The sequence below is a fragment of the Stutzerimonas sp. LR2 genome, assembly GCF_055755175.1.
Genome location: NZ_JBVTRR010000005.1, coordinates 96128 through 118278, shown reverse-complemented (window position 1 = coordinate 118278; position 22151 = coordinate 96128). Strand labels below are relative to the sequence as shown.

General features: G+C 62.1%; 26 protein-coding genes. 14 read left to right on the top strand and 12 right to left on the bottom strand.

All coding sequences use genetic code 11. The features are described 5' to 3' along the window. Positions 1-6 precede the first annotated feature (6 nt). The 10 genes from ACVRRC_RS18165 to ACVRRC_RS18120 form a co-directional block, all read right to left on the bottom strand. A complete protein-coding gene (locus ACVRRC_RS18165) occupies positions 7-279 on the bottom strand; it encodes an HPr family phosphocarrier protein (protein ID WP_011912215.1) in 273 nt (90 codons plus the stop codon). 14 nt (positions 280-293) lie between these two features. Then, positions 294-1151 (bottom strand): RNase adapter RapZ, encoded by an 858-nt coding sequence (rapZ, locus tag ACVRRC_RS18160; protein WP_013981921.1) that lies wholly within the window; start codon positions 1149-1151, stop codon positions 294-296. A 15-nt stretch (positions 1152-1166) separates the two neighbouring features. Further along, complete coding sequence (gene ptsN / locus ACVRRC_RS18155) at positions 1167-1631, bottom strand: PTS IIA-like nitrogen regulatory protein PtsN (protein WP_019405610.1); 465 nt, start codon at positions 1629-1631, stop codon at positions 1167-1169. An 8-nt stretch (positions 1632-1639) separates the two neighbouring features. After that, complete coding sequence (gene hpf / locus ACVRRC_RS18150; RefSeq protein ID WP_011912218.1) at positions 1640-1948, bottom strand: ribosome hibernation-promoting factor, HPF/YfiA family; 309 nt, start codon at positions 1946-1948, stop codon at positions 1640-1642. Positions 1949-2022: 74 nt separating this feature from the next. Next, on the bottom strand, positions 2023-3531 hold the full coding sequence (locus ACVRRC_RS18145) for an RNA polymerase factor sigma-54 (RefSeq protein WP_020306502.1): 1509 nt from the start codon (positions 3529-3531) through the stop codon (positions 2023-2025). Between the two features lie 146 nt (positions 3532-3677). Next, the gene (lptB, locus tag ACVRRC_RS18140) at positions 3678-4403 is read right to left on the bottom strand and encodes an LPS export ABC transporter ATP-binding protein (RefSeq protein ID WP_011912220.1); all 726 of its coding nucleotides are present in this window, start codon (positions 4401-4403) and stop codon (positions 3678-3680) included. Next, on the bottom strand, positions 4403-4948 hold the full coding sequence (lptA, locus tag ACVRRC_RS18135) for a lipopolysaccharide transport periplasmic protein LptA (protein WP_019405607.1): 546 nt from the start codon (positions 4946-4948) through the stop codon (positions 4403-4405). Before lptA ends, lptB begins: the two co-directional genes overlap by 1 nt. Beyond that, complete coding sequence (gene lptC, locus ACVRRC_RS18130; protein ID WP_125920545.1) at positions 4935-5507, bottom strand: LPS export ABC transporter periplasmic protein LptC; 573 nt, start codon at positions 5505-5507, stop codon at positions 4935-4937. The genes lptA and lptC overlap by 14 nt, the downstream gene beginning before the upstream one ends. An 8-nt stretch (positions 5508-5515) precedes the next feature. Beyond that, positions 5516-6040: a KdsC family phosphatase gene (locus ACVRRC_RS18125; protein ID WP_011912223.1), complete on the bottom strand. Its 525-nt coding sequence runs from the start codon at positions 6038-6040 to the stop codon at positions 5516-5518. Then, a complete protein-coding gene (locus ACVRRC_RS18120; protein ID WP_014595948.1) occupies positions 6040-7014 on the bottom strand; it encodes a KpsF/GutQ family sugar-phosphate isomerase in 975 nt (324 codons plus the stop codon). Before ACVRRC_RS18120 ends, ACVRRC_RS18125 begins: the two co-directional genes overlap by 1 nt. A gap of 280 nt (positions 7015-7294) precedes the next feature. Between ACVRRC_RS18120 and ACVRRC_RS18115 the strand changes: the two genes are divergently transcribed. The 11 genes from ACVRRC_RS18115 (at position 7295) to hisC (ending at position 16159) form a co-directional block, all read left to right on the top strand. Beyond that, positions 7295-8110, top strand: coding sequence for an ATP-binding cassette domain-containing protein (locus ACVRRC_RS18115; RefSeq protein ID WP_011912225.1), 816 nt, complete (start codon positions 7295-7297; stop codon positions 8108-8110). Further along, entirely contained in the window at positions 8103-8900 is a 798-nt protein-coding gene (mlaE, locus tag ACVRRC_RS18110) for a lipid asymmetry maintenance ABC transporter permease subunit MlaE (RefSeq protein WP_011912226.1), read from the top strand. The genes ACVRRC_RS18115 and mlaE overlap by 8 nt, the downstream gene beginning before the upstream one ends. Then, positions 8900-9358 (top strand): outer membrane lipid asymmetry maintenance protein MlaD, encoded by a 459-nt coding sequence (mlaD, locus tag ACVRRC_RS18105; RefSeq protein WP_011912227.1) that lies wholly within the window; start codon positions 8900-8902, stop codon positions 9356-9358. The genes mlaE and mlaD overlap by 1 nt, the downstream gene beginning before the upstream one ends. A gap of 11 nt (positions 9359-9369) precedes the next feature. Next, on the top strand, positions 9370-10017 hold the full coding sequence (locus ACVRRC_RS18100) for an MlaC/ttg2D family ABC transporter substrate-binding protein (RefSeq protein ID WP_013981931.1): 648 nt from the start codon (positions 9370-9372) through the stop codon (positions 10015-10017). Continuing rightward, complete coding sequence (locus tag ACVRRC_RS18095; protein WP_472997328.1) at positions 10010-10324, top strand: STAS domain-containing protein; 315 nt, start codon at positions 10010-10012, stop codon at positions 10322-10324. The genes ACVRRC_RS18100 and ACVRRC_RS18095 overlap by 8 nt, the downstream gene beginning before the upstream one ends. A gap of 13 nt (positions 10325-10337) precedes the next feature. After that, entirely contained in the window at positions 10338-10829 is a 492-nt protein-coding gene (locus ACVRRC_RS18090; RefSeq protein ID WP_011912230.1) for a phosphate-starvation-inducible protein PsiE, read from the top strand. Between the two features lie 91 nt (positions 10830-10920). Beyond that, positions 10921-11160 (top strand): BolA family protein, encoded by a 240-nt coding sequence (locus ACVRRC_RS18085; RefSeq protein ID WP_011912231.1) that lies wholly within the window; start codon positions 10921-10923, stop codon positions 11158-11160. 103 nt (positions 11161-11263) lie between these two features. Then, complete coding sequence (gene murA, locus ACVRRC_RS18080) at positions 11264-12529, top strand: UDP-N-acetylglucosamine 1-carboxyvinyltransferase (RefSeq protein WP_013981934.1); 1266 nt, start codon at positions 11264-11266, stop codon at positions 12527-12529. Positions 12530-12766: 237 nt separating this feature from the next. After that, positions 12767-13399, top strand: a complete 633-nt coding sequence (hisG, locus tag ACVRRC_RS18075) for an ATP phosphoribosyltransferase (RefSeq protein ID WP_013981935.1) — start codon at positions 12767-12769, stop codon at positions 13397-13399. Between the two features lie 293 nt (positions 13400-13692). Further along, on the top strand, positions 13693-15000 hold the full coding sequence (gene hisD, locus ACVRRC_RS18070) for a histidinol dehydrogenase (protein ID WP_125872856.1): 1308 nt from the start codon (positions 13693-13695) through the stop codon (positions 14998-15000). 112 nt (positions 15001-15112) lie between these two features. Beyond that, positions 15113-16159 carry a histidinol-phosphate transaminase gene (gene hisC / locus ACVRRC_RS18065; protein WP_014595952.1) on the top strand — a complete coding sequence of 349 codons (1047 nt, stop codon included), beginning with the start codon at positions 15113-15115 and terminating at the stop codon, positions 16157-16159. 46 nt (positions 16160-16205) lie between these two features. On the opposite strand, the gene algW is transcribed toward hisC, so the two are convergent. Further along, a complete protein-coding gene (algW, locus tag ACVRRC_RS18060; protein WP_242100617.1) occupies positions 16206-17357 on the bottom strand; it encodes a Do family serine endopeptidase AlgW in 1152 nt (383 codons plus the stop codon). 153 nt (positions 17358-17510) lie between these two features. Here algW and ACVRRC_RS18055 point away from each other — a divergent pair, with 153 nt between their 5' ends. From ACVRRC_RS18055 to cysN, 3 genes are all read left to right on the top strand, one after another. Next, on the top strand, positions 17511-18269 hold the full coding sequence (locus tag ACVRRC_RS18055) for a Nif3-like dinuclear metal center hexameric protein (protein ID WP_014595953.1): 759 nt from the start codon (positions 17511-17513) through the stop codon (positions 18267-18269). Between the two features lie 188 nt (positions 18270-18457). Then, positions 18458-19375 carry a sulfate adenylyltransferase subunit CysD gene (cysD, locus tag ACVRRC_RS18050; protein ID WP_011912238.1) on the top strand — a complete coding sequence of 306 codons (918 nt, stop codon included), beginning with the start codon at positions 18458-18460 and terminating at the stop codon, positions 19373-19375. A gap of 11 nt (positions 19376-19386) precedes the next feature. Continuing rightward, positions 19387-21285 (top strand): sulfate adenylyltransferase subunit CysN, encoded by a 1899-nt coding sequence (gene cysN, locus ACVRRC_RS18045; protein WP_061374059.1) that lies wholly within the window; start codon positions 19387-19389, stop codon positions 21283-21285. Positions 21286-21407: 122 nt separating this feature from the next. Here cysN and tfpZ read toward each other — a convergent pair whose 3' ends face one another. Then, complete coding sequence (gene tfpZ, locus ACVRRC_RS18040; RefSeq protein WP_236450819.1) at positions 21408-22145, bottom strand: TfpX/TfpZ family type IV pilin accessory protein; 738 nt, start codon at positions 22143-22145, stop codon at positions 21408-21410. Positions 22146-22151: the final 6 nt, after the last annotated feature.

The following is a 22151-nucleotide window of genomic DNA, read 5'->3' as shown; positions in this document are numbered from 1 at the left end:
GGAGGGCTATTCGCCTTCTTCAAAGTAGTCGTCAATCAACGCCACGAGGGCGTCGAGGGCTTCTTCTTCCTGCTCGCCATCGGCATGCAGATGCACTGTAGTGCCCTTGCTGGCGGCCAGCATCATGACGGCCATGATGCTCTTGCCGTCGACCAGCGTGGCGGGACAGCGGCCCACCCGGATCTTGCAGGGAAAGCGGTTGGCGACGGCGACGAACTTGGCCGCCGCACGCGCGTGCAGGCCAAGCTTGTTGATGATGGTGACTTCGCGGGCGGGCATGGGTTTACGTATTCCTAGGCGAGATCCCGGTGACGGACCTGCAAGTTTTTCAGCGGCTCCTTGAGCGCCAGGCCGAGTCGCTCGGCTAGGTACACCGAGCGGTGATGGCCTCCGGTGCAGCCGATGGCGATGGTGACGTACGCGCGGTTGCTGGCGGCGAAGCGTGGCAGCCATTTGCTCAGGTAAGCGTGGATGTCCTGAAACATCTCCTCCACATCGGACTGGGCGGCCAGATAGTCGATCACCGGCTGATCGAGCCCGGAGAAGTCGCGCAATTCGGCCTTCCAGTACGGGTTGGGCAGGCAGCGCACGTCGAATACCAGATCGGCATCGACCGGCATGCCGCGCTTGAATCCGAACGATTCGATGAGAAAGGCCGTGCCTGGCTCAGGCTTGTTGAGCAGCCGCAGCTTGAGCATGTCGCGCAGCTGATAGAGGTTCAGGTGCGTGGTGTCGATCTTCAGGTCGGCATGATCGATGATTGCCGCCAGCAGCAGCTCCTCGTCACGAATCGCCTCGGCCAGCGAACGGCTTTCGTTGGTCAGCGGGTGGCGCCGACGGGTTTCGGAGAAGCGCTTGAGCAGGGTTTCGTCGTCGGCATCCAGATACAGCACGTCGCACTGAATATGCCGGGCGCGAACCTCTTCGAGCAGTTCGGGAAAACGCTTGAGCTGGCTGGGCAGGTTGCGCGCATCGATCGACACGGCAACCTGCGGGTGCAGCAGTTCGGTGTGCAGCAGGGCGCGCTCGGCAAGCTCGGGCAGCAGGCCAGCGGGCAGGTTGTCGATGCAGTAGAACCCGTTGTCTTCGAGTACGTTCAGCGCGGTGCTCTTGCCTGAGCCCGAACGCCCACTGACGATGATCAGCCGCATCTGTACCCCATCGCGCTAGGCACCGTTCTGCACATCCACGACGACCTGGTACAGGCTGTCGTTGCTGGGTGCCTCGCGCAGACGTTGGCGTACCTCTTCACGGTCGAGCATGCTGGCGATCTGGCGCAGCAGCTCGAGGTGCTCGTCGGTGGCCGCTTCCGGGACCAGCAGGACGAACAGCAGGTCGACCGGGGCGCCATCGATGGCGTCGAAGTCCACCGGCGTTTCCAGGCGCAGCACGGCACTCACGGGGGCGTTGCAGCCGACCATGCGGCAGTGCGGAATGGCGATGCCATTGCCGAAGCCGGTCGAGCCCAGCTTTTCACGGGCGATCAGGCTTTCGAAGATGGTCTGGGAGTCGAGGTCGGAAAGGTCCTGGGCGATCACCTTGGCGATCTGCTCCAGGACGCGCTTCTTGCTACCGCCCGGGACGTTCACCAGGGAACGTCCGGGGGTCAGGATGTTTTCGAGTCGGATCATAATGAGCGTCAGCGGGTGACGGCACCCTGGGTGTGGTCGAGCTGCTTCTCCTTGTGCTTGATCAGCTGACGGTCGAGCTTGTCGACCAGCAGGTCCACGGCAGCGTACATGTCTTCGTGTTCGGCATTGCCCACCACTTCGCGGCCGGCGACGTGCAGGGTGGCTTCGGCTTTCTGCTTGAGTTTCTCGACCTGCAGGACCACTTGGACGCTGATGATGCGGTCGAAATGACGGGCCAGTCGGTCGAATTTCTCCTCGATGTAGTCACGCAGGGCATCGGTAACTTCCAGATGAACACCGCTGATGTTGACTTGCATACTGCTATCTCCTTTGCCTTGTGCGAAGAGCAGGTCTTGAGGCCTGCCGCCGGGACAGTTCGACCAGTGGCCGATCACAGCAATCGTTTACGCTCGCTGGACGGTGCGATACCGAGCGACTCGCGGTATTTCGCAACGGTGCGGCGGGCCACCTGGATGCCCTGCGCCTCCAGTAAACCAGCGATCTTGCTGTCGCTCAACGGCTTTTTCGGGTTTTCCGCGGCGACCAGCTTCTTGATGATCGCGCGGATCGCGGTGGACGAACATTCGCCGCCTTCCGCCGTGCTGACGTGGCTGGAGAAGAAGTATTTGAGTTCGTAGATGCCACGCGGCGTATGCATGTATTTCTGCGTGGTGACGCGGGAAATCGTCGACTCGTGCATCCCCACGGCTTCGGCGATGTCGTGCAGCACCAGCGGCTTCATCGCCTCGTCGCCGTGTTCGAGGAAGGCACGCTGGTGCTCGACGATCTGAGTGGCGACCTTCATCAGTGTTTCGTTGCGACTGAGCAGGCTCTTGATGAACCAGCGCGCTTCCTGCAGCTGGTTGCGCATGAAGGTATTGTCGGCACTCGAATCGGCGCGCTTTACGAAGCTGGCGTACTGGGCATTGACGCGAAGTCGGGGCATGGCGTCCTGGTTGAGCTCCACCAACCAGCGATCGTTGTGCTTGCGTACGATGACGTCCGGCACCACGTACTCCGGCTCGCTCGCCTCGATCTGCGAGCCCGGGCGCGGGTTGAGGCTCTGGATGAGCTCGATGACCTGGCGCAGCTCGTCTTCCTTGAGCTTCATGCGGCGCATCAGCAGGCTGTAGTCGCGGCTACCCAACAGGTCCAGATGGTCACTCACCAGCCGCTGGGCTTCGCTGAGCCAAGGGGTGCGGTCAGGGAGCTGGCGCAGCTGCAGGAGCAGGCATTCGCGCAAATCTCGTGCGCCGATACCGGCAGGTTCGAACTGCTGTACGCGACGCAGCACGACTTCGACCTCGTCGAGCTCGATTTCAAGCTCCGGGTCGAAGCTGTCCACGATTTCCTGCAGAGACTCCTCGAGATAGCCCTGATCGTTGATGCAGTCGATCAGTGTGGTGGCGATCAGGCGGTCGGTGTCGCTCATGGGGGCGAGGTTGAGCTGCCACAGCAGATGGCTCTGCAGGCTGACACCGCTGGACGTACGGCTGGTGAAGTCCCATTCGTCGTCGTCGTTGCTCGGCAGGCTGCTGGCGCTGGTCTGGTAGATGTCCTCCCAGGCGGTGTCGACCGGTAGCTCGCTGGGGATGCGCTCACCCCAGTCGGCCTCGTCGAGGCCTTCGCCGCTGTGCGAAGGCTCTTCATAGGTGCTTTCCTGAGTGCTGATCTTTTCGCTGCCAGCGTCGCTCGAACGATCGACGGCCTCGGCCATGGGGTCGGAGCCGTCGAAGTCGTCGCCATCCTCTTCACGCTCGAGCATGGGATTGGAATCCAGCGCTTCCTGGATCTCCTGTTGCAGATCGAGGGTGGAAAGCTGGAGGAGCCGTATGGCCTGTTGCAGCTGCGGTGTCATCGTCAGCTGCTGGCCCATCTTCAGGACTAGCGATGGTTTCATGGCAGAGGACTTCGAACCTTGTATGCCGGCGCAACCGCGCCTGTTCCGACATGCGGCGCCCAGGGCGCCGATGAAAGCAAATTATATGCCTGCCGACGAAGCCTTTGCCTAGAGCCGATTTGCCGAGCCGAGCAAAAAATCCGCTCTTACAGTCGGAATTCGTGGCCCAGGTAGACTTCCTTGACCAGCTGGTTGGCGAGGATGCTCTGGGCATCGCCTTCGGCGATCAGCTGGCCGTCGTTGACGATGTACGCCGTCTCACAGATGTCCAGAGTTTCCCGAACGTTGTGGTCGGTGATCAGCACCCCGATGCCCTTGGCCTTGAGGTGGTGGATGATCTGCTTGATGTCGCCCACCGAGATCGGGTCGACACCGGCGAAGGGTTCGTCGAGCAGGATGAACTTCGGCGCCGTAGCCAGGGCGCGGGCGATTTCCACGCGACGGCGCTCGCCGCCGGACAGGCTCATGCCGAGGCTGTCACGGATATGGTTGATGTGGAATTCCTGCAGCAGGCCTTCCAGTGCCTGCTGGCGGCCACCGCGGTCCAGATCCTTGCGGGTCTCGAGAATCGCCATGATGTTGTCGGCGACCGACAGCTTGCGGAAGATCGAGGCTTCCTGCGGCAGGTAACCGATGCCGGCACGCGCCCGGCCATGCATCGGAAGGTGGGTCACGTCGTTCTGGTCGATCAGCACGCGACCCTGATCGGCATTCACCAGTCCGACGATCATGTAGAAGCAGGTAGTCTTGCCGGCGCCGTTCGGGCCAAGCAGACCGACGATCTGCCCGCTCTCGATGGACAGGCTGACGTCGCGAACGACCTGCCGGCTCTTGTAGCTCTTGGCCAGATGCTGGGCTTTGAGGACGGCCATTACTGGGGCTGCTCCGCGGCCTGCTCGCGCTTGCGTGGTTGGATGACCATGTCGACCCGCGGACGCGGCGTGCTGACGTCGGTATTGGTGGCGCGGCCGGCGTTGACGATCTGGCGGCGGGTGTCATAGACGATCTTCTCGCCTTCGAAGGTGTTGCCTTCCTGGACGACCTTGGCCTGGTCGAGCAGCACGATGCGCTCGTTGGCGGCAAAGTACTGGATGGTCAGGCCGTAGGCCTTGACGATCTCCTTGTCCACGGCCGGCTTCTGCTCGTAGTAGGCCGGCTTGCCGATGGAGGTGAAGACTTCCACATCGCCATTGCTGTCCTGGGTGATGGTGACGGTGTCGCCGGTGATCTTCATGGTGCCCTGGGTGATCACCACATCGCCGCGGTACACGGCCACGCCCTGTCGGTCGTCCAGTTCGGCCGAGTCAGCCTGTACGCGGATGGGCTGTTCACGATCCTCGGGAAGCGCCCAGGCACTGGCGCCGAGCCAGAATGCGCTCAAACCGAGCAGGAGGGGGAGAGTCTTAACGCAGCTCATGCTGGCCTCTTACGTTGGACAGCAGGAGCATCCTGCCGTCATCCAGATACGCTTTCATGCCGGTCGCCGTGGTCACGCCATTGGCGGCGTCGATTCTAACGGCTTGCTTGGTCTCGGCATAATCCTTGTCCGGCCACACCGTCAGCCGGCTGGTGGTGAGAATCGTCGGACGGCCCTTGGCGTCGGTCCGCTCGACCCGGACCTTGTCGATCAGCAGGACCTCGTCACCCTCCGCTGAAACCTCTCCGCGCTCGCTGCGCACATGCCAGGGGTGCTCGCCGCCGCGGTAGGACAGCAGGTCGGGTTTGGTCAGGAGGCTGACGTCGCTGGCCTTGATGTGTTCGACCTTCTCCGCGGTCATCTCGTAGTTGCGCTTGCCATCCGCCTGGTACTGGACCGTACGTGAATTGATCACATAGAAATCCACATCCGGTGTCTCGCCGGTGGCCGCGGTTGGCTGCTGCATGAAACTCTCCGGACGGATGTTCCAGTAGCCGATGGCCACCAGTACGGCAGCGATCAGCGTGAGCAGGGCGGGAAAGCGCAGTTTGCGGAGCATCCAGACCTCTACAGATAGGCGTTCTGAGCGGCTGCCAGGGTGCCCTGGGCGCGCATGATCAATTCGCAGAACTCGCGTGCCGCGCCTTCGCCGCCGCGTGCCTGGGTCACGCCGTGAGCGTGGTCGCGCACGAAGGCGTCGGCGCTGGCGACCGCCATGCCCAGGCCGACGCGGCGGATCACCGGCAGATCAGGCAGGTCGTCACCGAGATAGGCCACTTCAGAGTAGCTCAGCCCGAGTTCGGCCAGCAGCTCGTCGAGAACCACCAGCTTGTCTTCGCGCCCCTGATACAGGTGCTGGATGCCGAGGTTCTGCGCGCGGCGCTCGACCACTGGCGTCTTGCGCCCACTGATGATGGCGGTGCGCACGCCGGAGTTGATCAGCATCTTGATGCCGTGGCCGTCCAGGGTGTTGAAGGTCTTGAATTCGCTGCCGTCGGTGAGAAAGTACAGGCGACCGTCGGTCAGTACGCCATCCACATCGAAGATGGCCAGGCGGATGTCACGTGCGCGCTGCAGAAGATGTTCGTGCATTACATGACCCCCGCACGCAGCAGGTCGTGCATGTTCAGGGCGCCGATGGGCAGCTCCTGTTCATCGATCACTACCAGTGAGCTGATCTTGTGGTCTTCCATGATCTTCAGTGCCTCGGCAGCCAGCATCTCGGCGTTGGCGGTCTTGCCATGAACGGTCATGACCTCGTCGATGAGGGTCTGGCGCACGTCCACGCCCTTGTCCAGGGCGCGACGCAGGTCGCCATCGGTGAAAATCCCGGCCAGGCGCCCGTCGGTCTCGACGATCACGGTCATGCCCAGCCCTTTCTGCGTCATTTCCAGAAGGGCATCGCGCAGCGAGGTGCCGCGGCGCACTCTGGGGAGACGTTCGCCAGTGTGCATGACGTGTTCGACCTTGAGCAGCAGGCGTCGGCCAAGGGCACCACCGGGATGGGAAAAGGCGAAGTCTTCGGCAGTGAAGCCGCGAGCCTCGAGCAGGGCAATCGCAAGGGCATCGCCGAGCACCAGGCTGGCGGTGGTGGAGGAGGTCGGTGCGAGGTTCAGCGGGCAGGCCTCGATAGCCACGCTGGCATCCAGGTTCACTGCTGCGGCCTTGGCCAGTACCGAGCTGGGGTTGCCGGTCATGCTGATAAGGGTGATGCCCAGGCGCTTTATCAATGGCAACAGGGTGACGATCTCGCTGGTGGTGCCGGAATTGGAAAGCGCCAGTACCACATCGTCCGGAGTGATCATGCCCATGTCGCCGTGGCTGGCCTCGGCGGGGTGCACGAAGAAGGCGGCGGTGCCGGTGCTGGCCAGGGTGGCAGCGATCTTGCGACCGATATGCCCCGACTTGCCCATGCCGACCACAACGACACGGCCCTTGCAGGCGAGGATCAATTCGCAGGCTTGTACGAAGCTGGCATCGATACGCGCGTTCAGCTGCTCAACTGCCTCGATTTCCAGGCGAATGGTGCGCTGCGCGGTTTCGATCAATTGACTGCTTTGGCTCATGGCTGGCGAGGTCGTCCGATTAAAAGGCGAGGATTATAGCGAGATTCGACTTGTGGCTCATGGAAAATGTGGCAGGTGCCAGGGCAGCGCCCTCAGCGCTGTGTACATCACCAAGCTGAACCCTGGCTGAACAGGCGTCTCGCTGGTCATCTGCTGAAACGCTCATTGGTTGGGCGGCCCCTGGCGCGGTGCTATAGTGCGCGCCCGAAAACGGTCAGGCAGAAGTATCCCGGCGTCATCGGGAGCCGTCTGTTTCGCAGACTGCATGCAAGGAGACCAGATGAGCGCCTGCAACGACTACGCGGTCGAGCTGAAGGGTGTGACCTTCAAGCGCGGCGAGCGCAGTATTTTCGATAACGTCGACATCGCGATCCCGCGAGGCAAGGTCACGGCCATCATGGGGCCGTCCGGCTGTGGCAAGACGACCCTGCTGCGGCTGATCGCTGCGCAGCTGATGCCTGCGCGCGGCGAGGTCTGGGTGGCGGGCAACAATCTGCCGAGCCTCTCGCGCAGCGAGCTGTTCGACATGCGCAAGCAGATGGGCGTGTTGTTCCAGAGCGGAGCTCTGTTCACCGATCTCGACGTGTTCGAGAACGTCGCCTTTCCGCTGCGCGTGCATACCCGGCTGCCTGACGAAATGATCCGCGACATCGTGCTGATGAAATTGCAGGCGGTGGGTTTGCGGGGCGCCATCGAGCTGATGCCCGACGAACTGTCCGGTGGCATGAAGCGGCGTGTCGCGCTGGCGCGGGCCATCGCGCTGGATCCGCAGATTCTCATGTATGACGAGCCTTTCGCCGGTCAGGACCCGATCGCGATGGGCGTGCTGGTCCGCTTGATCCGGTTGCTCAACGATGCGCTGGGTATCACCAGTATCGTGGTGTCCCACGACCTGGCCGAAACCGCCTCCATTGCCGATTACATCTATGTGGTCGGCGATGCTCAGGTGCTTGGCCAGGGCACGCCGGCCGAGCTGATGGAGTCGGACAATCCACGCATCCGGCAGTTCATGAAAGGCTCGGCGGACGGCCCGGTGCCCTTCCACTTTCCGGCGCCAGCCTACGCCGATGATCTGCTCGGAGGCGCCGATGCGTAAGCGTTCGTTGATGGACCGGATCGCCCTGCTCGGGCGTGCCGGCCTGGATGTGCTGGCGGCGCTGGGGCGCTCGACGATCTTCCTCGTTCATGCGCTGTTTGGCCGCAGCGGCTTGCGCAACGGCTTTTCGCTGCTGGTCAAGCAGCTGTACTCGGTTGGCGTGCTGTCGCTGGCGATCGTCGTCGTGTCCGGTATTTTCATCGGCATGGTGCTGGCGCTGCAGGGCTACAACATCCTCAGCAGCTATGGCTCCGAGCAGGCGGTCGGGCAGATGGTGGCGCTGACGTTGTTGCGTGAACTCGGCCCGGTGGTCACCGCATTGCTGTTCGCCGGTCGCGCAGGTTCCGCACTGGCGGCCGAGATCGGCAACATGAAATCCACCGAGCAGCTGTCGAGCCTGGAGATGATTGGCGTCGATCCGCTGAAGTACATCATCGCGCCGCGTCTGTGGGCCGGCTTCATTTCCCTGCCACTGCTGACGCTGATCTTCAATGTGGTCGGCATCTGGGGCGGAGCGATGGTCGCCGTGGACTGGCTCGGCGTATACGAAGGCTCGTTCTGGGCCAACATGCAGAACAGTGTCGATTTCCATTCGGATGTGCTCAACGGCGTGATCAAGAGCGTCGTCTTTGCACTGGTCGTGACCTGGATCGCGGTGTTCCAGGGCTACGACTGCGAACCGACTTCCGAGGGGATCAGTCGTGCCACCACCCGGACCGTGGTGTATGCCTCGCTGGCAGTACTCGGCCTCGATTTCATTTTGACCGCGTTGATGTTTGGAGATTTCTGATGCGTATCCGCACACTGGAAATGGGTGTCGGCCTGTTCCTGCTTGCCGGCCTGCTGGCCCTGCTGCTGCTGTCGCTGCGCGTCAGCGGACTGAGCGTTGGCAGTGCCGATACCTACAAGCTGTATGCCTATTTTGACAATATCGCCGGTTTGACTGTCCGATCCAAGGTGACCATGGCGGGTGTGACCATCGGCAAGGTCACGGCGATCGACCTCGATCGCGACAGCTACACCGGTCGGGTGACCCTGGAAATCCAGGAAGACGTGAACATCCTGCCGGCTGACTCCACGGCGTCGATCCTGACGGCTGGTCTGCTGGGCGAGAAATATGTCGGAATCAGCGTGGGCGGCGACGACGAAGTGCTCAAGGATGGTGACACCATTCAGGACACCCAGTCTTCGCTGGTACTCGAGGATCTGATCGGCAAGTTCCTGCTCAATTCTGTGAATAAAGATTGAAGGAGACATCCATGATCACTGCCCTGCGTCGCGGTCTGCTGGTTCTGCTGGCCGTGTTGCCCCTGTTCTCCCATGCCGCGCTGACCGCGCATCAGGTGATCCAGAAGACCACCGACGAGTTGCTGGCCGACCTGAAGGCCAACAAGGAGCAGTACCGCAGCGATCCGGCGGCCTTCTATGACTCGCTCAACGAGATTCTCGGTCCGGTGGTCGATGCCGACGGGATCTCGCGCAGCATCATGACCGTCAAGTATTCGCGCAACGCCAGTCCCGAGCAGATGAAGCGCTTCCAGGAGAACTTCAAGCGCAGCCTGATGCAGTTCTATGGCAACGCCCTGCTCGAGTACAACAACCAGCAGATCCGTGTATTGCCGCCCAGCGGCAAGCAGGACCCCAAGCGCACCAGCGTCGGCATGGAGGTGGTGGGGCGCCAGGGCGAGATCTATCCGGTGTCCTACACCATGGTCAATGACGGCGAATGGCGCGTGCGCAACGTGATCATCAACGGCATCAACATCGGCAAGCTGTTCCGCGACCAGTTCGCCGACTCTATGCAGCGCAACGGCGGTGATCTGGACAAAACCATCGATGGGTGGGCCGAGGTCGTGGCGCGTGCCAAGGACACCGAGGCTGGACAGCAGGCTGTCGGCGATGAGTGAGGCCCGGATCGAGCGCGGTGGAGAAGGCGAGTTGCGCCTGATCGGCGTGCTGGATTACCGCAGCGGCCCGGCCTTGCGTGAGGCTGGTCGGGCGCTGATCGCCGGCAGCTGGGCGCCGTTGACGCTGGACTGCTCGGCGGTCGAGCGTTCCAGCAGTGTCGGGCTGTCGCTGCTGCTGGCCTTCATGCGCGATGCCAAGGCTGCGGGCATCGATCTGCGCGTCAGTGCATTGCCAGGCGATATGCACAAGATTGCAAAGGTGTCCGGCTTGTTGGATATCCTGCCGCTGGAAGCTTCCCAGGTTTAGAAAAGGATGCCTTATGAAACTGCGCTGGGCGGAAAATCTGCGCGATAGCCTGCACGAGCTGGCCGAGTCCCTCGGCAATCTGCTGGTCGAGAGCTTTCACTACCTGGCGCTGTTCGCCATCGGCGCCGTGACGGCCTGGGCGGCAGTCATGGCGTTTCTCGGCATGGTCGAGAAGGGCCATATCACGATCGATGACATCCTGCTGCTGTTCATCTATCTCGAGCTGGGCGCGATGGTTGGCATCTATTTCAAAACCAACCACATGCCGGTGCGCTTCCTTATCTATGTGGCGATCACCGCGCTGACCCGCCTGCTGATTTCCGATATTTCCCATCACCACCGTCCGGACATGGGCGTGGTCTATGTGTCCGGCGCGATCCTGCTGCTGGCGCTGGCGATCCTGGTGGTGCGCTTCGCCTCCTCGCGCTTCCCGGCCGTGCAGAGCGACAGCGGGCTGTCCCGGCATCGGCGCGAGCGCGATCAGGGGGCCGAAACGCTGGATTGAGATCTGTGCGCGAGGTTCGGGGTTCGCAGCCTTCGGGCTTTTTTGTATGATGGCCGGCCCGTGCGCGTCCTGCGCCCGATCGAGGTAGAACATGCAGGCCCTAGAAGTGAAGAATTTCCTGGAAGCGAAGATTCCGGGAGCCCAGGTGGAAGTGGAAGGCGAAGGCTGCAACTTCCAGCTCAACGTGATCAGTGATGAACTGGCCGCCCTGAGCCCGGTGAAGCGTCAGCAGCAGATCTACGCTCATCTCAATCCATGGATCGCCGACGGCAGCATCCACGCCGTCACCATGAAGTTCTTCAGTCGCACAGACTGGGCCGCGCGCGCCTGATCGGCTCAGGCCTGCGCAACCAATCATTCCAGGCAGAGCGCGTCTCGATGGCCGCGCCGCCCCCTTCGACAGTGCTTCGAGCCTGCGGCTTACGGGTATATCCATGGACAAACTGATCATTACCGGCGGCATTCGCCTCGATGGCGAGATTCGCATTTCTGGCGCGAAGAACTCCGCATTGCCGATCCTGGCCGCCACCTTGCTGGCCGACACTCCGGTTACCGTCTGCAACCTGCCGCACCTGCACGACATCACCACGATGATCGAGCTGTTCGGCCGCATGGGCGTGCAGCCGATTATCGACGAGAAGCTCAGCGTCGAAGTCGACGCCAGCAGTATCAAGACTCTGGTGGCGCCGTACGAACTGGTGAAGACCATGCGTGCGTCGATCCTGGTGCTCGGCCCGATGGTTGCGCGTTTCGGCGAGGCGGAGGTCGCGCTGCCCGGTGGCTGCGCCATCGGTTCGCGTCCGGTAGACCTGCACATCCGCGGACTCGAGGCCATGGGCGCACAGATCGACGTCGAGGGCGGCTACATCAAGGCCAAGGCGCCGGCCGGCGGCCTGCGTGGCGCGCACTTCTTCTTCGACACCGTCAGCGTGACCGGTACCGAGAACATCATGATGGCCGCTGCGCTGGCGAACGGCCGCAGCGTGCTGGAAAACGCCGCGCGTGAGCCGGAGGTGGTCGATCTGGCCAACTTCCTCAACGCCATGGGCGCCAAAGTGTCCGGCGCCGGCACCGATACCATCGTCATCGATGGTGTCAAGCGCCTCGGTGGTGGTCGCTACAGCGTGATGCCCGACCGTATCGAGACTGGAACCTATCTGGTCGCCGCTGCGGCGACTGGCGGGCGTGTACGTCTGAAGGATACCGACGCGACGCTGCTCGAGGCTGTGCTGCACAAGCTGGTGGAGGCTGGCGCGCATATCGATACCGGCAGTGACTGGATCGAGCTGGACATGAAGGGCAAGCGGCCGAAGGCGGTCAATGTGCGCACCGCGCCGTACCCGGCGTTCCCCACCGACATGCAGGCGCAGTTCATCGCCCTGAATGCCATCGCCGAGGGCACCGGCACGGTCATCGAAACGGTCTTCGAAAACCGCTTCATGCACGTCTATGAGATGAATCGCATGGGTGCGCAGATCCTCGTCGAGGGCAATACCGCCATCGTCACGGGCGTCGATCACCTCAAGGGTGCCCCGGTCATGGCGACCGACCTGCGCGCGTCGGCGAGCCTCGTGATCGCCGGTCTGGTGGCCGAAGGCGATACGCTGATCGACCGCATCTACCACATCGATCGTGGCTACGAGTGCATCGAGGAGAAACTGCAGTTGCTGGGGGCGAAGATTCGCCGCGTTCCCGGCTGATAGCGATCTGCTGCGCGTCGGTCCTGCTGCGTTAAAAACAGGCTCGGAATTGCTCATTTACAGCTAGTAAACTCTGCTTCCTCGCCTGTTTGACTCGCTGGCGCTCGCCCTTCGGGCCAGCCTTTGGCTGTTACTCTCGTTGGTCATTGCGCCTTGCATGACTCAGTTCGCAAGAACGCCGTTGGTCATTTGGTCGTCCCATCAAGGTTGGCCGTTGCCGTTCAAGGAAAACGCTCCATGCTCACCATCGCCCTGTCCAAAGGCCGCATCCTCGACGACACCCTGCCGTTGCTGGCTGCTGCGGGTATCGTACCCACCGAGAACCCGGACAAGAGCCGCAAACTGATCATTCCAACCACCCAGGATGACGTGCGGCTGTTGATCGTTCGCGCCACCGACGTACCGACATACGTCGAACATGGTGCGGCTGACCTCGGCGTCGCTGGCAAGGACGTGCTGATGGAGTACGGCGGCCAGGGCTTGTACGAGCCGCTCGATCTGAAGATTGCCAACTGCAAGCTGATGACCGCCGGCAAGGTCGGCGCGCCGGAGCCCAAGGGGCGTCTGCGCGTGGCTACCAAGTTCGTCAATGTCGCCAAGCGTTACTACGCCGAGCAGGGCCGCCAGGTCGACATCATCAAGCTGTACGGCTCCATGGAGCTGGCCCCGCTGGTGGGGCTCGCCGACAAGATCATCGACGTGGTCGACACCGGCAACACCCTGCGCGCCAACGGTCTGGAGCCACAGGAGCTGATCGCCACCATCAGTTCGCGTCTGATCGTGAACAAGGCTTCGATGAAGATGCAGCATGCGCGTATCCAGGCGCTGATCGACACCTTACACGCGGCGGTTGAGCAGCATCAGCATTGATGCGCCTCGCGGTCTTCACCGCGCCTGCCTATTCGTGCCATAGCTGAAATTCTCGGGTGCCCGCACGGTGGGCTTGATATTCTAGCGGCGCCTGAGAACCTGGCCGAAGGACGACGGTGCGTCGGTACTGCGGCCTTGGGAGCAGGCTCGGAAGGCCCATCTACAGCTCAACAGCTCATTGAAGGTGCGCCTCCTCGCCAGTTCTGCCCAGCATTGCTTTAGCGCGCGAGACGCTGCACAGGTCTCGAAAGCCAGTTTGTCGATCCGAAGCCCAGCCAACCATGAGGCCCACCATGACCGCACCTTCCGCCATTCGCCGACTCAACGCTGCCGATGCCGACTTTGCCCGTCATCTGGACCATCTGCTGAGCTGGGAAAGTGTTTCTGATGACGGTGTGAACGAGCGGGTCCTCGAGATCATCAAGGCCGTGCGCGAGCGTGGTGATGCAGCGGTTGTCGAACTGACCCAGCGCTTCGATGCTCTGGAAGTCGCCTCCATGGCGGATCTGATCCTGCCGCGCGCGCGCCTGGAGCAGGCGCTCGAGCGGATCACGCCAGCGCAGCGCGCGGCCCTGGAGATCGCCGCCGAGCGCGTACGCAGCTATCACGAGCGGCAGAAACAGGACTCCTGGACCTACACCGAAGCCGACGGCACGGTGCTCGGTCAAAAGGTCACCCCGCTCGATCGCGCCGGCCTCTACGTGCCGGGCGGCAAGGCTTCCTATCCATCTTCTGTGCTGATGAATGCCATCCCGGCCAAGGTCGCCGGTGTGCCGGAGGTGGTCATGGTGGTGCCCACGCCGCGCGGCGAGGTCAACGAGCTGGTGCTGGCTGCTGCCTGCATCGCCGGCGTAGACCGCGTCTTCACCATTGGCGGGGCGCAGGCCGTCGCAGCATTGGCCTATGGCACCGAGAGCGTACCGCCGGTGGACAAGATCGTCGGCCCGGGCAATATCTACGTCGCCACGGCCAAGCGCCACGTGTTCGGCAAGGTCGGCATCGACATGATCGCCGGGCCGTCGGAAATTCTCGTGGTCTGCGATGGCCAGACCGATCCGGACTGGATCGCCATGGACCTGTTCTCCCAGGCCGAACACGACGAGGATGCGCAGTCGATCCTGGTCAGTCCGGACGCCGCTTTCCTCGATCGCGTCGCCGAGAGCATTGCCCGTCTGCTGCCGACCTTGGAGCGCGCCGACATCGCTCGCACCTCCATCGAGGGTCGCGGCGCGCTGATCCAGGTGGCCGACATGCAGCAGGCCATCGAGGTGGCCAACCGCATCGCCCCTGAGCACCTGGAGCTTTCGGTCGCCGAGCCGGAGCAATGGCTGCCGCAGATTCGTCATGCCGGTGCGATCTTCATGGGACGCTACACTGCCGAGGCGCTGGGTGATTACTGCGCAGGGCCCAACCACGTGCTGCCGACCTCCGGTACAGCGCGCTTTTCCTCGCCGCTGGGCGTTTACGACTTCCAGAAGCGCTCGTCGATCATCAATTGCTCGGCGGAGGGCGCTTCGACGCTGGGCAAGGTGGCATCGGTTCTGGCCCGTGGTGAATCGCTGACCGCTCACGCGCGCAGCGCCGAGTATCGGATCAAGTAAGCCGTAAGGTGGGAGCGAGGCCGCCGGCCCCGTCCGCCTGATGTCACTGGTGGAAAGCGTCACGCGATTTCCACCCTACGCCAAGCAAATCGAATTCGAGGAGAGAAGGGCGGTGAGCAAATTCTGGAGCCCCTTCGTCAAGGACCTGGTGCCCTATGTGCCGGGCGAGCAGCCCAAGTTGAGCAAGCTGGTCAAGCTCAACACCAACGAGAATCCCTATGGCCCGTCGCCGCGGGCAATCGCCGCCATGCAGGCGGAAATCAACGACGGCCTGCGGCTGTATCCTGACCCCAACGGCGAGCGCCTGAAGCAGGCTGTGGCGGACTACTACGGTGTGCAGATGGCGCAGGTGTTCGTCGGCAACGGCTCGGACGAAGTGCTGGCGCATGCCTTTCACGGCCTGTTCCAGCATGGCCGCCCGCTGCTGTTTCCGGACGTGACATACAGCTTCTATCCGGTCTATTGCGGCCTGTACGGCATCGACTACCACGCCGTTGCGCTGAACGAGCAGTTCCAGATCGACGTGGCAGATTATCAGCGGCCGAACGGCGGCATCATCTTTCCCAACCCGAACGCCCCGACTGGTTGCCTGCTGCCGCTTGAGGCTATCGAGCGATTGCTGCAGGCCAATAGCGAGTCCGTCGTGCTGGTCGACGAGGCCTATGTGGACTTCGGTGGCGAGTCGGCGATTGCGCTGGTCGATCGCTATCCGAACCTGCTGGTCACCCAGACGCTTTCCAAGTCACGCTCGCTGGCCGGTCTGCGGGTCGGCCTGGCGGTAGGACATCCGGACCTGATCGAGGCGCTGGAGCGGATCAAGAACAGCTTCAACTCCTACCCGCTGGACCGCATCGCCATTGCCGGTGCGGCTGCAGCGTTCGCGGATCGTGAGTATTTCGAGCAGACCTGCCGGCAGGTCATCGCCAGCCGCGAGGCGGTGGTGGCGGCGCTTCACGAGCGCGGCTTCGAGGTGCTGCCGTCGGCAGCGAACTTCATTTTCGCGCGTCACCCTCAGCGCGACGCCGCCGCCATCGCCGCAGCGCTGCGCGAGCAGGGCGTGATCGTGCGTCACTTCAAGCAGCCGCGCATCGAGCAGTTCCTGCGCATCACCATCGGCACGCCGGAACAGAACCAGGCTCTGCTCGAGGCGCTCGGCTAACGCAGGGCGGGCGCGTCCTCCGGTGGTTTTTCGGGGGCGTCCCGGGTTACTTCGGCGCCACTGGCGGGCGCATGCCCACTTCCGCAGTCAACGTCAGCGGTTTGCCGTTGCGCAGAATGTCGATATCGATCTTCTCGCCTGGGCGGGCGCGGGCAACCTGGTTCATCGAGCTGCGTCCGTCGGCGGACTGTACGCCGTCGATGCTCAGGATCAGGTCGCCCGGCTGCAGCCCGGCACGAGCAGCCGGACCGTCGCGGTAAACGCCCGCGACGACGATGCCCGGGCGGCCTTCCTGGCCGAACGACTCGGCAAGCTCTTGGGTCAGCGATTGCACCTCCACGCCGAGCCAGCCGCGAATAACCTGGCCGTGTTCGATGATCGATTTCATCACCTCCAGCGCAAGCTTCACCGGGATGGCGAATCCGATGCCCTGCGAGCCGCCGGACTCGGAAATGATGGCGGTGTTGATGCCGATCAGGTTGCCTCCGGCATCCACCAGCGCGCCACCCGAGTTGCCACGGTTGATCGCAGCATCGGTCTGGATGAAGTCCTCGTAGGTATTGAGGCCCAACTGGTTGCGACCGGTGGCGCTGATGATGCCCATGGTGACGGTCTGCCCGACGCCGAAGGGGTTGCCTATCGCCAGGGTGACGTCGCCTACGCGAATGCGGTCGGAATGGCCGAGCGTGATGGCGGGCAGGTCGGCCAGGTCGATCTTGAGCACGGCGAGGTCGGTTTCCGGATCGCTGCCGATCACCCTGGCCAAGGTTTCGCGGCCGTCCTTGAGCGCTACCACGATCTGCTCAGCGTTGGCCGTCACATGGTTGTTCGTGAGCAGGTAGCCTTCCGAACTCATGATCACCGCCGAGCCGAGGCTGGACTCCATCCGCCGCTGCCTTGGCAGGTTGTCGCTGAAGAAGCGCTGGAACAGGGGATCCTTGGATAGCGGCGGCTGCTGCTCGGTCTTTTCGATAACCTTGGTGGTGTACAGGTTGGCAACGGCCGGTGCGGCCCCGGCCACGGCATTGGCGTAGGAGTACGGGCCCTGCTGCGGTGCGGCGGCCACCAGCGGCGCCTGTTGCAGGCCGAGGTCGTGCTTCTTGAGTCCTACCAGCTGCGGATAACGCTGGATGATCAGCAGTGCTACGAGTAGACCGACCAGCAGCGGCCAGCCGAGGAAACGCAGGGCATTGAACATCGCGCGGGAGTCCGGACAGAGTTGCGGGCATGGGGAGTGCCCCTTAAGGTGGCGGCATTATACGAAGCTGTGACCGAAATGCAGCTTCATCCGTAAGATCGATTCGGTCGCGCTGTTCGACTGCTGCGCGCCGGCTGCGACGAAGGGGAACCCATGCCAGTAGCACTCACCACCCTGGTACAGGAGGCGGACCGGTTTCTCGATGCCGCCAGGATCGCCGATTACTGCCCCAACGGACTGCAGGTCGAAGGGCGGCCGCAGGTCGCCCGGATCGTCAGCGGCGTGACCGCCAGCCAGGCACTTCTGGATGCTGCGGTTCAAGCACAGGCGGATGTGGTGCTGGTGCATCATGGCTACTTCTGGAAGAACGAGGATGCCCGTGTCGTGGGCATGAAACAGCGCCGCCTGAAAACCCTGCTGAGCCACGATATTTCGCTGCTGGCCTACCATCTGCCCCTGGATGTGCATCCTGAGGTGGGCAACAACGTGCAGCTGGCCGCCCTGCTTGGTCTGAGCGTCGAGGGGCCGCTGGAGCCTGGTAATCCGCGGTCGGTTGGCCTGGTCGGCTCGCTGCCCGAGTCGCTGGCACCGGGCGAGTTCAAGGCGAAGATCGGACAGGCGTTGGGCCGCGAGCCGCTGATGGTCGACGGGCACAGGCCGATCCAGCGCGTGGCCTGGTGTACCGGCGCGGCCCAGGGTTATATCGAGCAGGCGGTGGCCGCCGGGGTGGATGCCTATATCACCGGGGAGATTTCCGAGCCCACCGCACATGTCGCGCGGGAGAACGGCCTCAGCTTCTTCGCCGCCGGTCATCACGCCACAGAGCGTTACGGGGTGCGTGCGCTGGGCGAGTACCTTGCCCGGCATTTCGGCATCGAGCACCGCTTCATCGATTGCGACAATCCGGCCTGAGCCGATCCGCACTGTCGCATCACCGTGCTTCCGGCGCCTGTCATTTGCCTGCGTCGGACCGGCTTCGAGTCGGTATAAATCTATAGCTTTTAGGTCTAAAAGGCGGCCTGATTAGAATCTATGGCCGTGTTAGAGTTGCGCCCAATTCACGGCCGTCTGGCCGTCAACCTGCAAAATCGTGAGTAGCCATGGTCGACAAACTGACGCATCTGAAACAGCTGGAGGCGGAAAGCATCCATATCATTCGCGAGGTTGCTGCGGAGTTCGGCAACCCGGTGATGCTCTATTCCATTGGCAAGGATTCGGCCGTGATGCTGCACCTGGCGCGCAAGGCCTTCTTCCCGGGCAAGCTGCCGTTTCCTGTGCTGCATGTCGATACACGCTGGAAATTCCAGGAGATGTATCGTTTCCGCGAGAAGATGGTCAGCGAGATGGGGTTGGACCTGATCACCCACATCAACCCGGACGGTGTCGCGCAGGACATGAACCCCTTCACCTATGGCAGCGCCAAGCACACCGATGTGATGAAGACCGAGGGCCTCAAGCAGGCGCTGGACAAGTACGGCTTCGACGCCGCCTTCGGTGGTGCTCGCCGCGATGAGGAAAAGTCCCGTGCCAAAGAGCGCGTCTACTCCTTCCGTGACAGCAAGCACCGCTGGGACCCGAAGAATCAGCGCCCCGAGCTGTGGAACCTGTACAACGGCAAGGTGAAGAAGGGCGAGTCCATCCGTGTGTTCCCGCTGTCGAACTGGACCGAGCTGGACATCTGGCAGTACATCTATCTGGAGCAGATCCCGATCGTGCCGCTGTACTTCGCTGCCGAGCGCGAAGTGGTCGAGCTCAATGGCACCCTGGTGATGATCGATGACGAGCGAATCCTCAGCTACCTCACGCCCGAACAGAAGGCGAGCATCCACAAGAAGATGGTGCGTTTCCGCACCCTCGGCTGCTACCCGCTGACCGGTGCGGTCGAGTCCACCGCAACCACGCTGCCGGAGATCATCCAGGAAATGCTCCTGACCCGGACCTCCGAACGCCAGGGCCGCGTCATCGACCACGATGCCACGGGCTCGATGGAAGAAAAGAAACGCCAGGGTTACTTCTAAGGAAACGCATCATGAGTCACCAATCCGATCTGATCAGCGAGGACATCCTCGCCTACCTGGCGCAACACGAGCGCAAGGAACTGCTGCGTTTCCTGACCTGCGGTAACGTCGATGACGGCAAGAGCACGCTGATCGGCCGCCTGCTGCACGACTCGAAGATGATCTACGAGGACCACCTCGAAGCCATCACCCGCGACTCGAAGAAGGTCGGCACTACCGGCGAAGACGTCGATCTGGCGCTGCTGGTCGATGGCCTGCAGGCCGAGCGCGAGCAGGGCATCACCATCGATGTGGCGTACCGTTATTTTTCCACCGCCAAGCGCAAGTTCATCATTGCCGATACTCCTGGCCACGAGCAGTACACCCGCAACATGGCCACCGGCGCGTCCACCTGCGACCTGGCGATCATTCTGGTCGATGCGCGCTATGGCGTGCAGACCCAGACCAAGCGTCACAGCTTCATCACCTCGCTGCTGGGCATCAAGCACATCGTCGTCGCCATCAACAAGATGGACCTGATGAACTTCGATCAGGACGTGTTCGAGCGCATCAAGGCCGACTACCTGGCATTCGCCGAGCGCATCGAGCTGAAGCCGTCGTCCCTGCACTTCGTACCGATGTCAGCGCTCAAGGGCGATAACGTGGTCAATCGCAGCGAACGTGCACCCTGGTACCAGGGGCAGTCGCTGATGGAGATTCTCGAGAGTGTCGAGATCGCTGGGGACCGCAACTTCGATGATCTGCGCTTCCCGGTGCAGTACGTCAATCGCCCCAACCTCAACTTCCGCGGTTTCGCCGGGACCCTGGCGAGCGGCATCGTGCGCAAGGGCGACGAGATCGCCGTGCTGCCGTCCGGCAAGACCAGTCGAGTCAAGTCCATCGTCACCTTCGATGGTGAACTCGAGCAGGCGACCCCTGGCGAGGCTGTCACCCTGACGTTAGAAGATGAGATCGATGTCTCCCGCGGCGACATGCTGGTGCATGCCGACAGCCGCCCGCGTATCGCTGACAGCTTCGAGGCGATGCTGGTGTGGATGGGCGAAGAGCCGATGCTGCCGGGCAAGAAATACGACATCAAGCGCGCCACCAGTTACGTGCCGGGCTCCATCGCAAGCATCAGCCATAAGGTGGATGTGAACACGCTGGAGAAGGGCGCTGCGAGTAGCCTTCAGCTCAACGAGATCGGCAAGGTCAAGGTCAGCCTGGACGCGCCGATCGCTCTGGACGGCTACGCACAGAACCGCACCACCGGTGCCTTCATCGTCATCGATCGCCTCACCAATGGCACCGTCGGCGCCGGCATGATCATCGCCGACCCGGTTGCCCATGGATCGGGTGGTCATCACGGTGCGCTGGCGCATGTTTCAACGGAAGAGCGCGCCACACGCTTCGGTCAGCAGCCGGCAACCGTGCTGTTCACTGGGCTTTCCGGCGCCGGCAAGAGCACCCTGGCCTACGCGGTGGAACGCAAGCTGTTCGATATGGGCCGCGCGGTTTACGTCCTCGATGGACAGAACCTGCGTCACGATCTCAACAAGGGCCTACCGCAGGATCGCGCCGGCCGCACCGAAAACTGGCGCCGCGCTGCCCACGTCGCTCGGCAGTTCAACGAGGCGGGCCTGATCACCCTGGCGGCGTTCGTTGCACCAGACGCCGAAGGGCGCGAACAGGCCAAGGCATTGATCGGCGCTGAGCGTCTGATCACCGTCTACGTCCAGGCCTCCCCGCAAGCCTGCCGTCAGCGCGATCCCCAGGGGTTGTATGCGGCTGGTGGGGATAATATTCCGGGCGAGTCTTTCCCGTACGATGTGCCGCTGAATGCGGATCTGGTTGTCGATACCGAATCTGTTGGTATCGCAGAGGGAGTGAGGCAGGTGATTGGACTACTACGCCAGCGGGACGCGATTTAGGTCGCAAGAAAAAACGCCCTGCCAATACAGGGCGTTTTTCTTTGTGGCATCAGGGCGATTGGCGCATTTGGTCCGTACTACGAGACTTCGCGAGATCCTAGCCTGCCCCAGCGTCTCGGTTTTCAGTTCCAAGGCCGAGCATCGACAATAGCGATAACCTCGCCATTGTTTTCTTTCAGCAAAACCACCATGTCTTTCTGATTGGTTTTTACGGGCAGCCAAGCGCCTGCGTTAGGGTGCATTTTAAGGATGGCCGCGACCGCTTCTGGGGCGTTGTATTTCTCAAGCAATGCTAAGGGTTTTGCTGCTTCTTGCATGGCAGAGCCGGCAAGGCTCAACGACTGGTAAAGCTCGGGGTGTTGTGAAATATCGATACCTGCGAAAACAGACTCAAACAGCAAGTCGCTTCTTTCGTCCGCGTCTTCCGGCGCCAGTACAGAAACCCACTTCGGTCCTGTCCATGGAGGGCTTCGATATTCCAGTTGCGCTTCACCTAGCTTGCGTTCGTCAATTTCGTTGACGCGCACTAGCTGGAAGCGGTCATCAGCGAAAACAAGCCATGCGGGGCGGCCATCGGCCACAGCGTGCAATCCATAGAGCAATGCGCCGAGTTGTATAGCACAGATTATTGAGAGATCCATGGTCAAGGTCTTTTTGCCCTGCTTGTAAACTAAAAAAGTAAGGCAAGGGCCGAGAATCAAGTCAATTCCTATCAGCATAAGAAATATCTTGGTCACACCCACAGCCGTGTGAAGCGGGCTGGGATACCAGATAAAGAAGACTAGGGAAACAACCGCTATTGCTACGCAGCCTGAAAGCAGCAGGTGAATAGAAAAAGCTTTGATACGTGGATTGAACATGCAGAG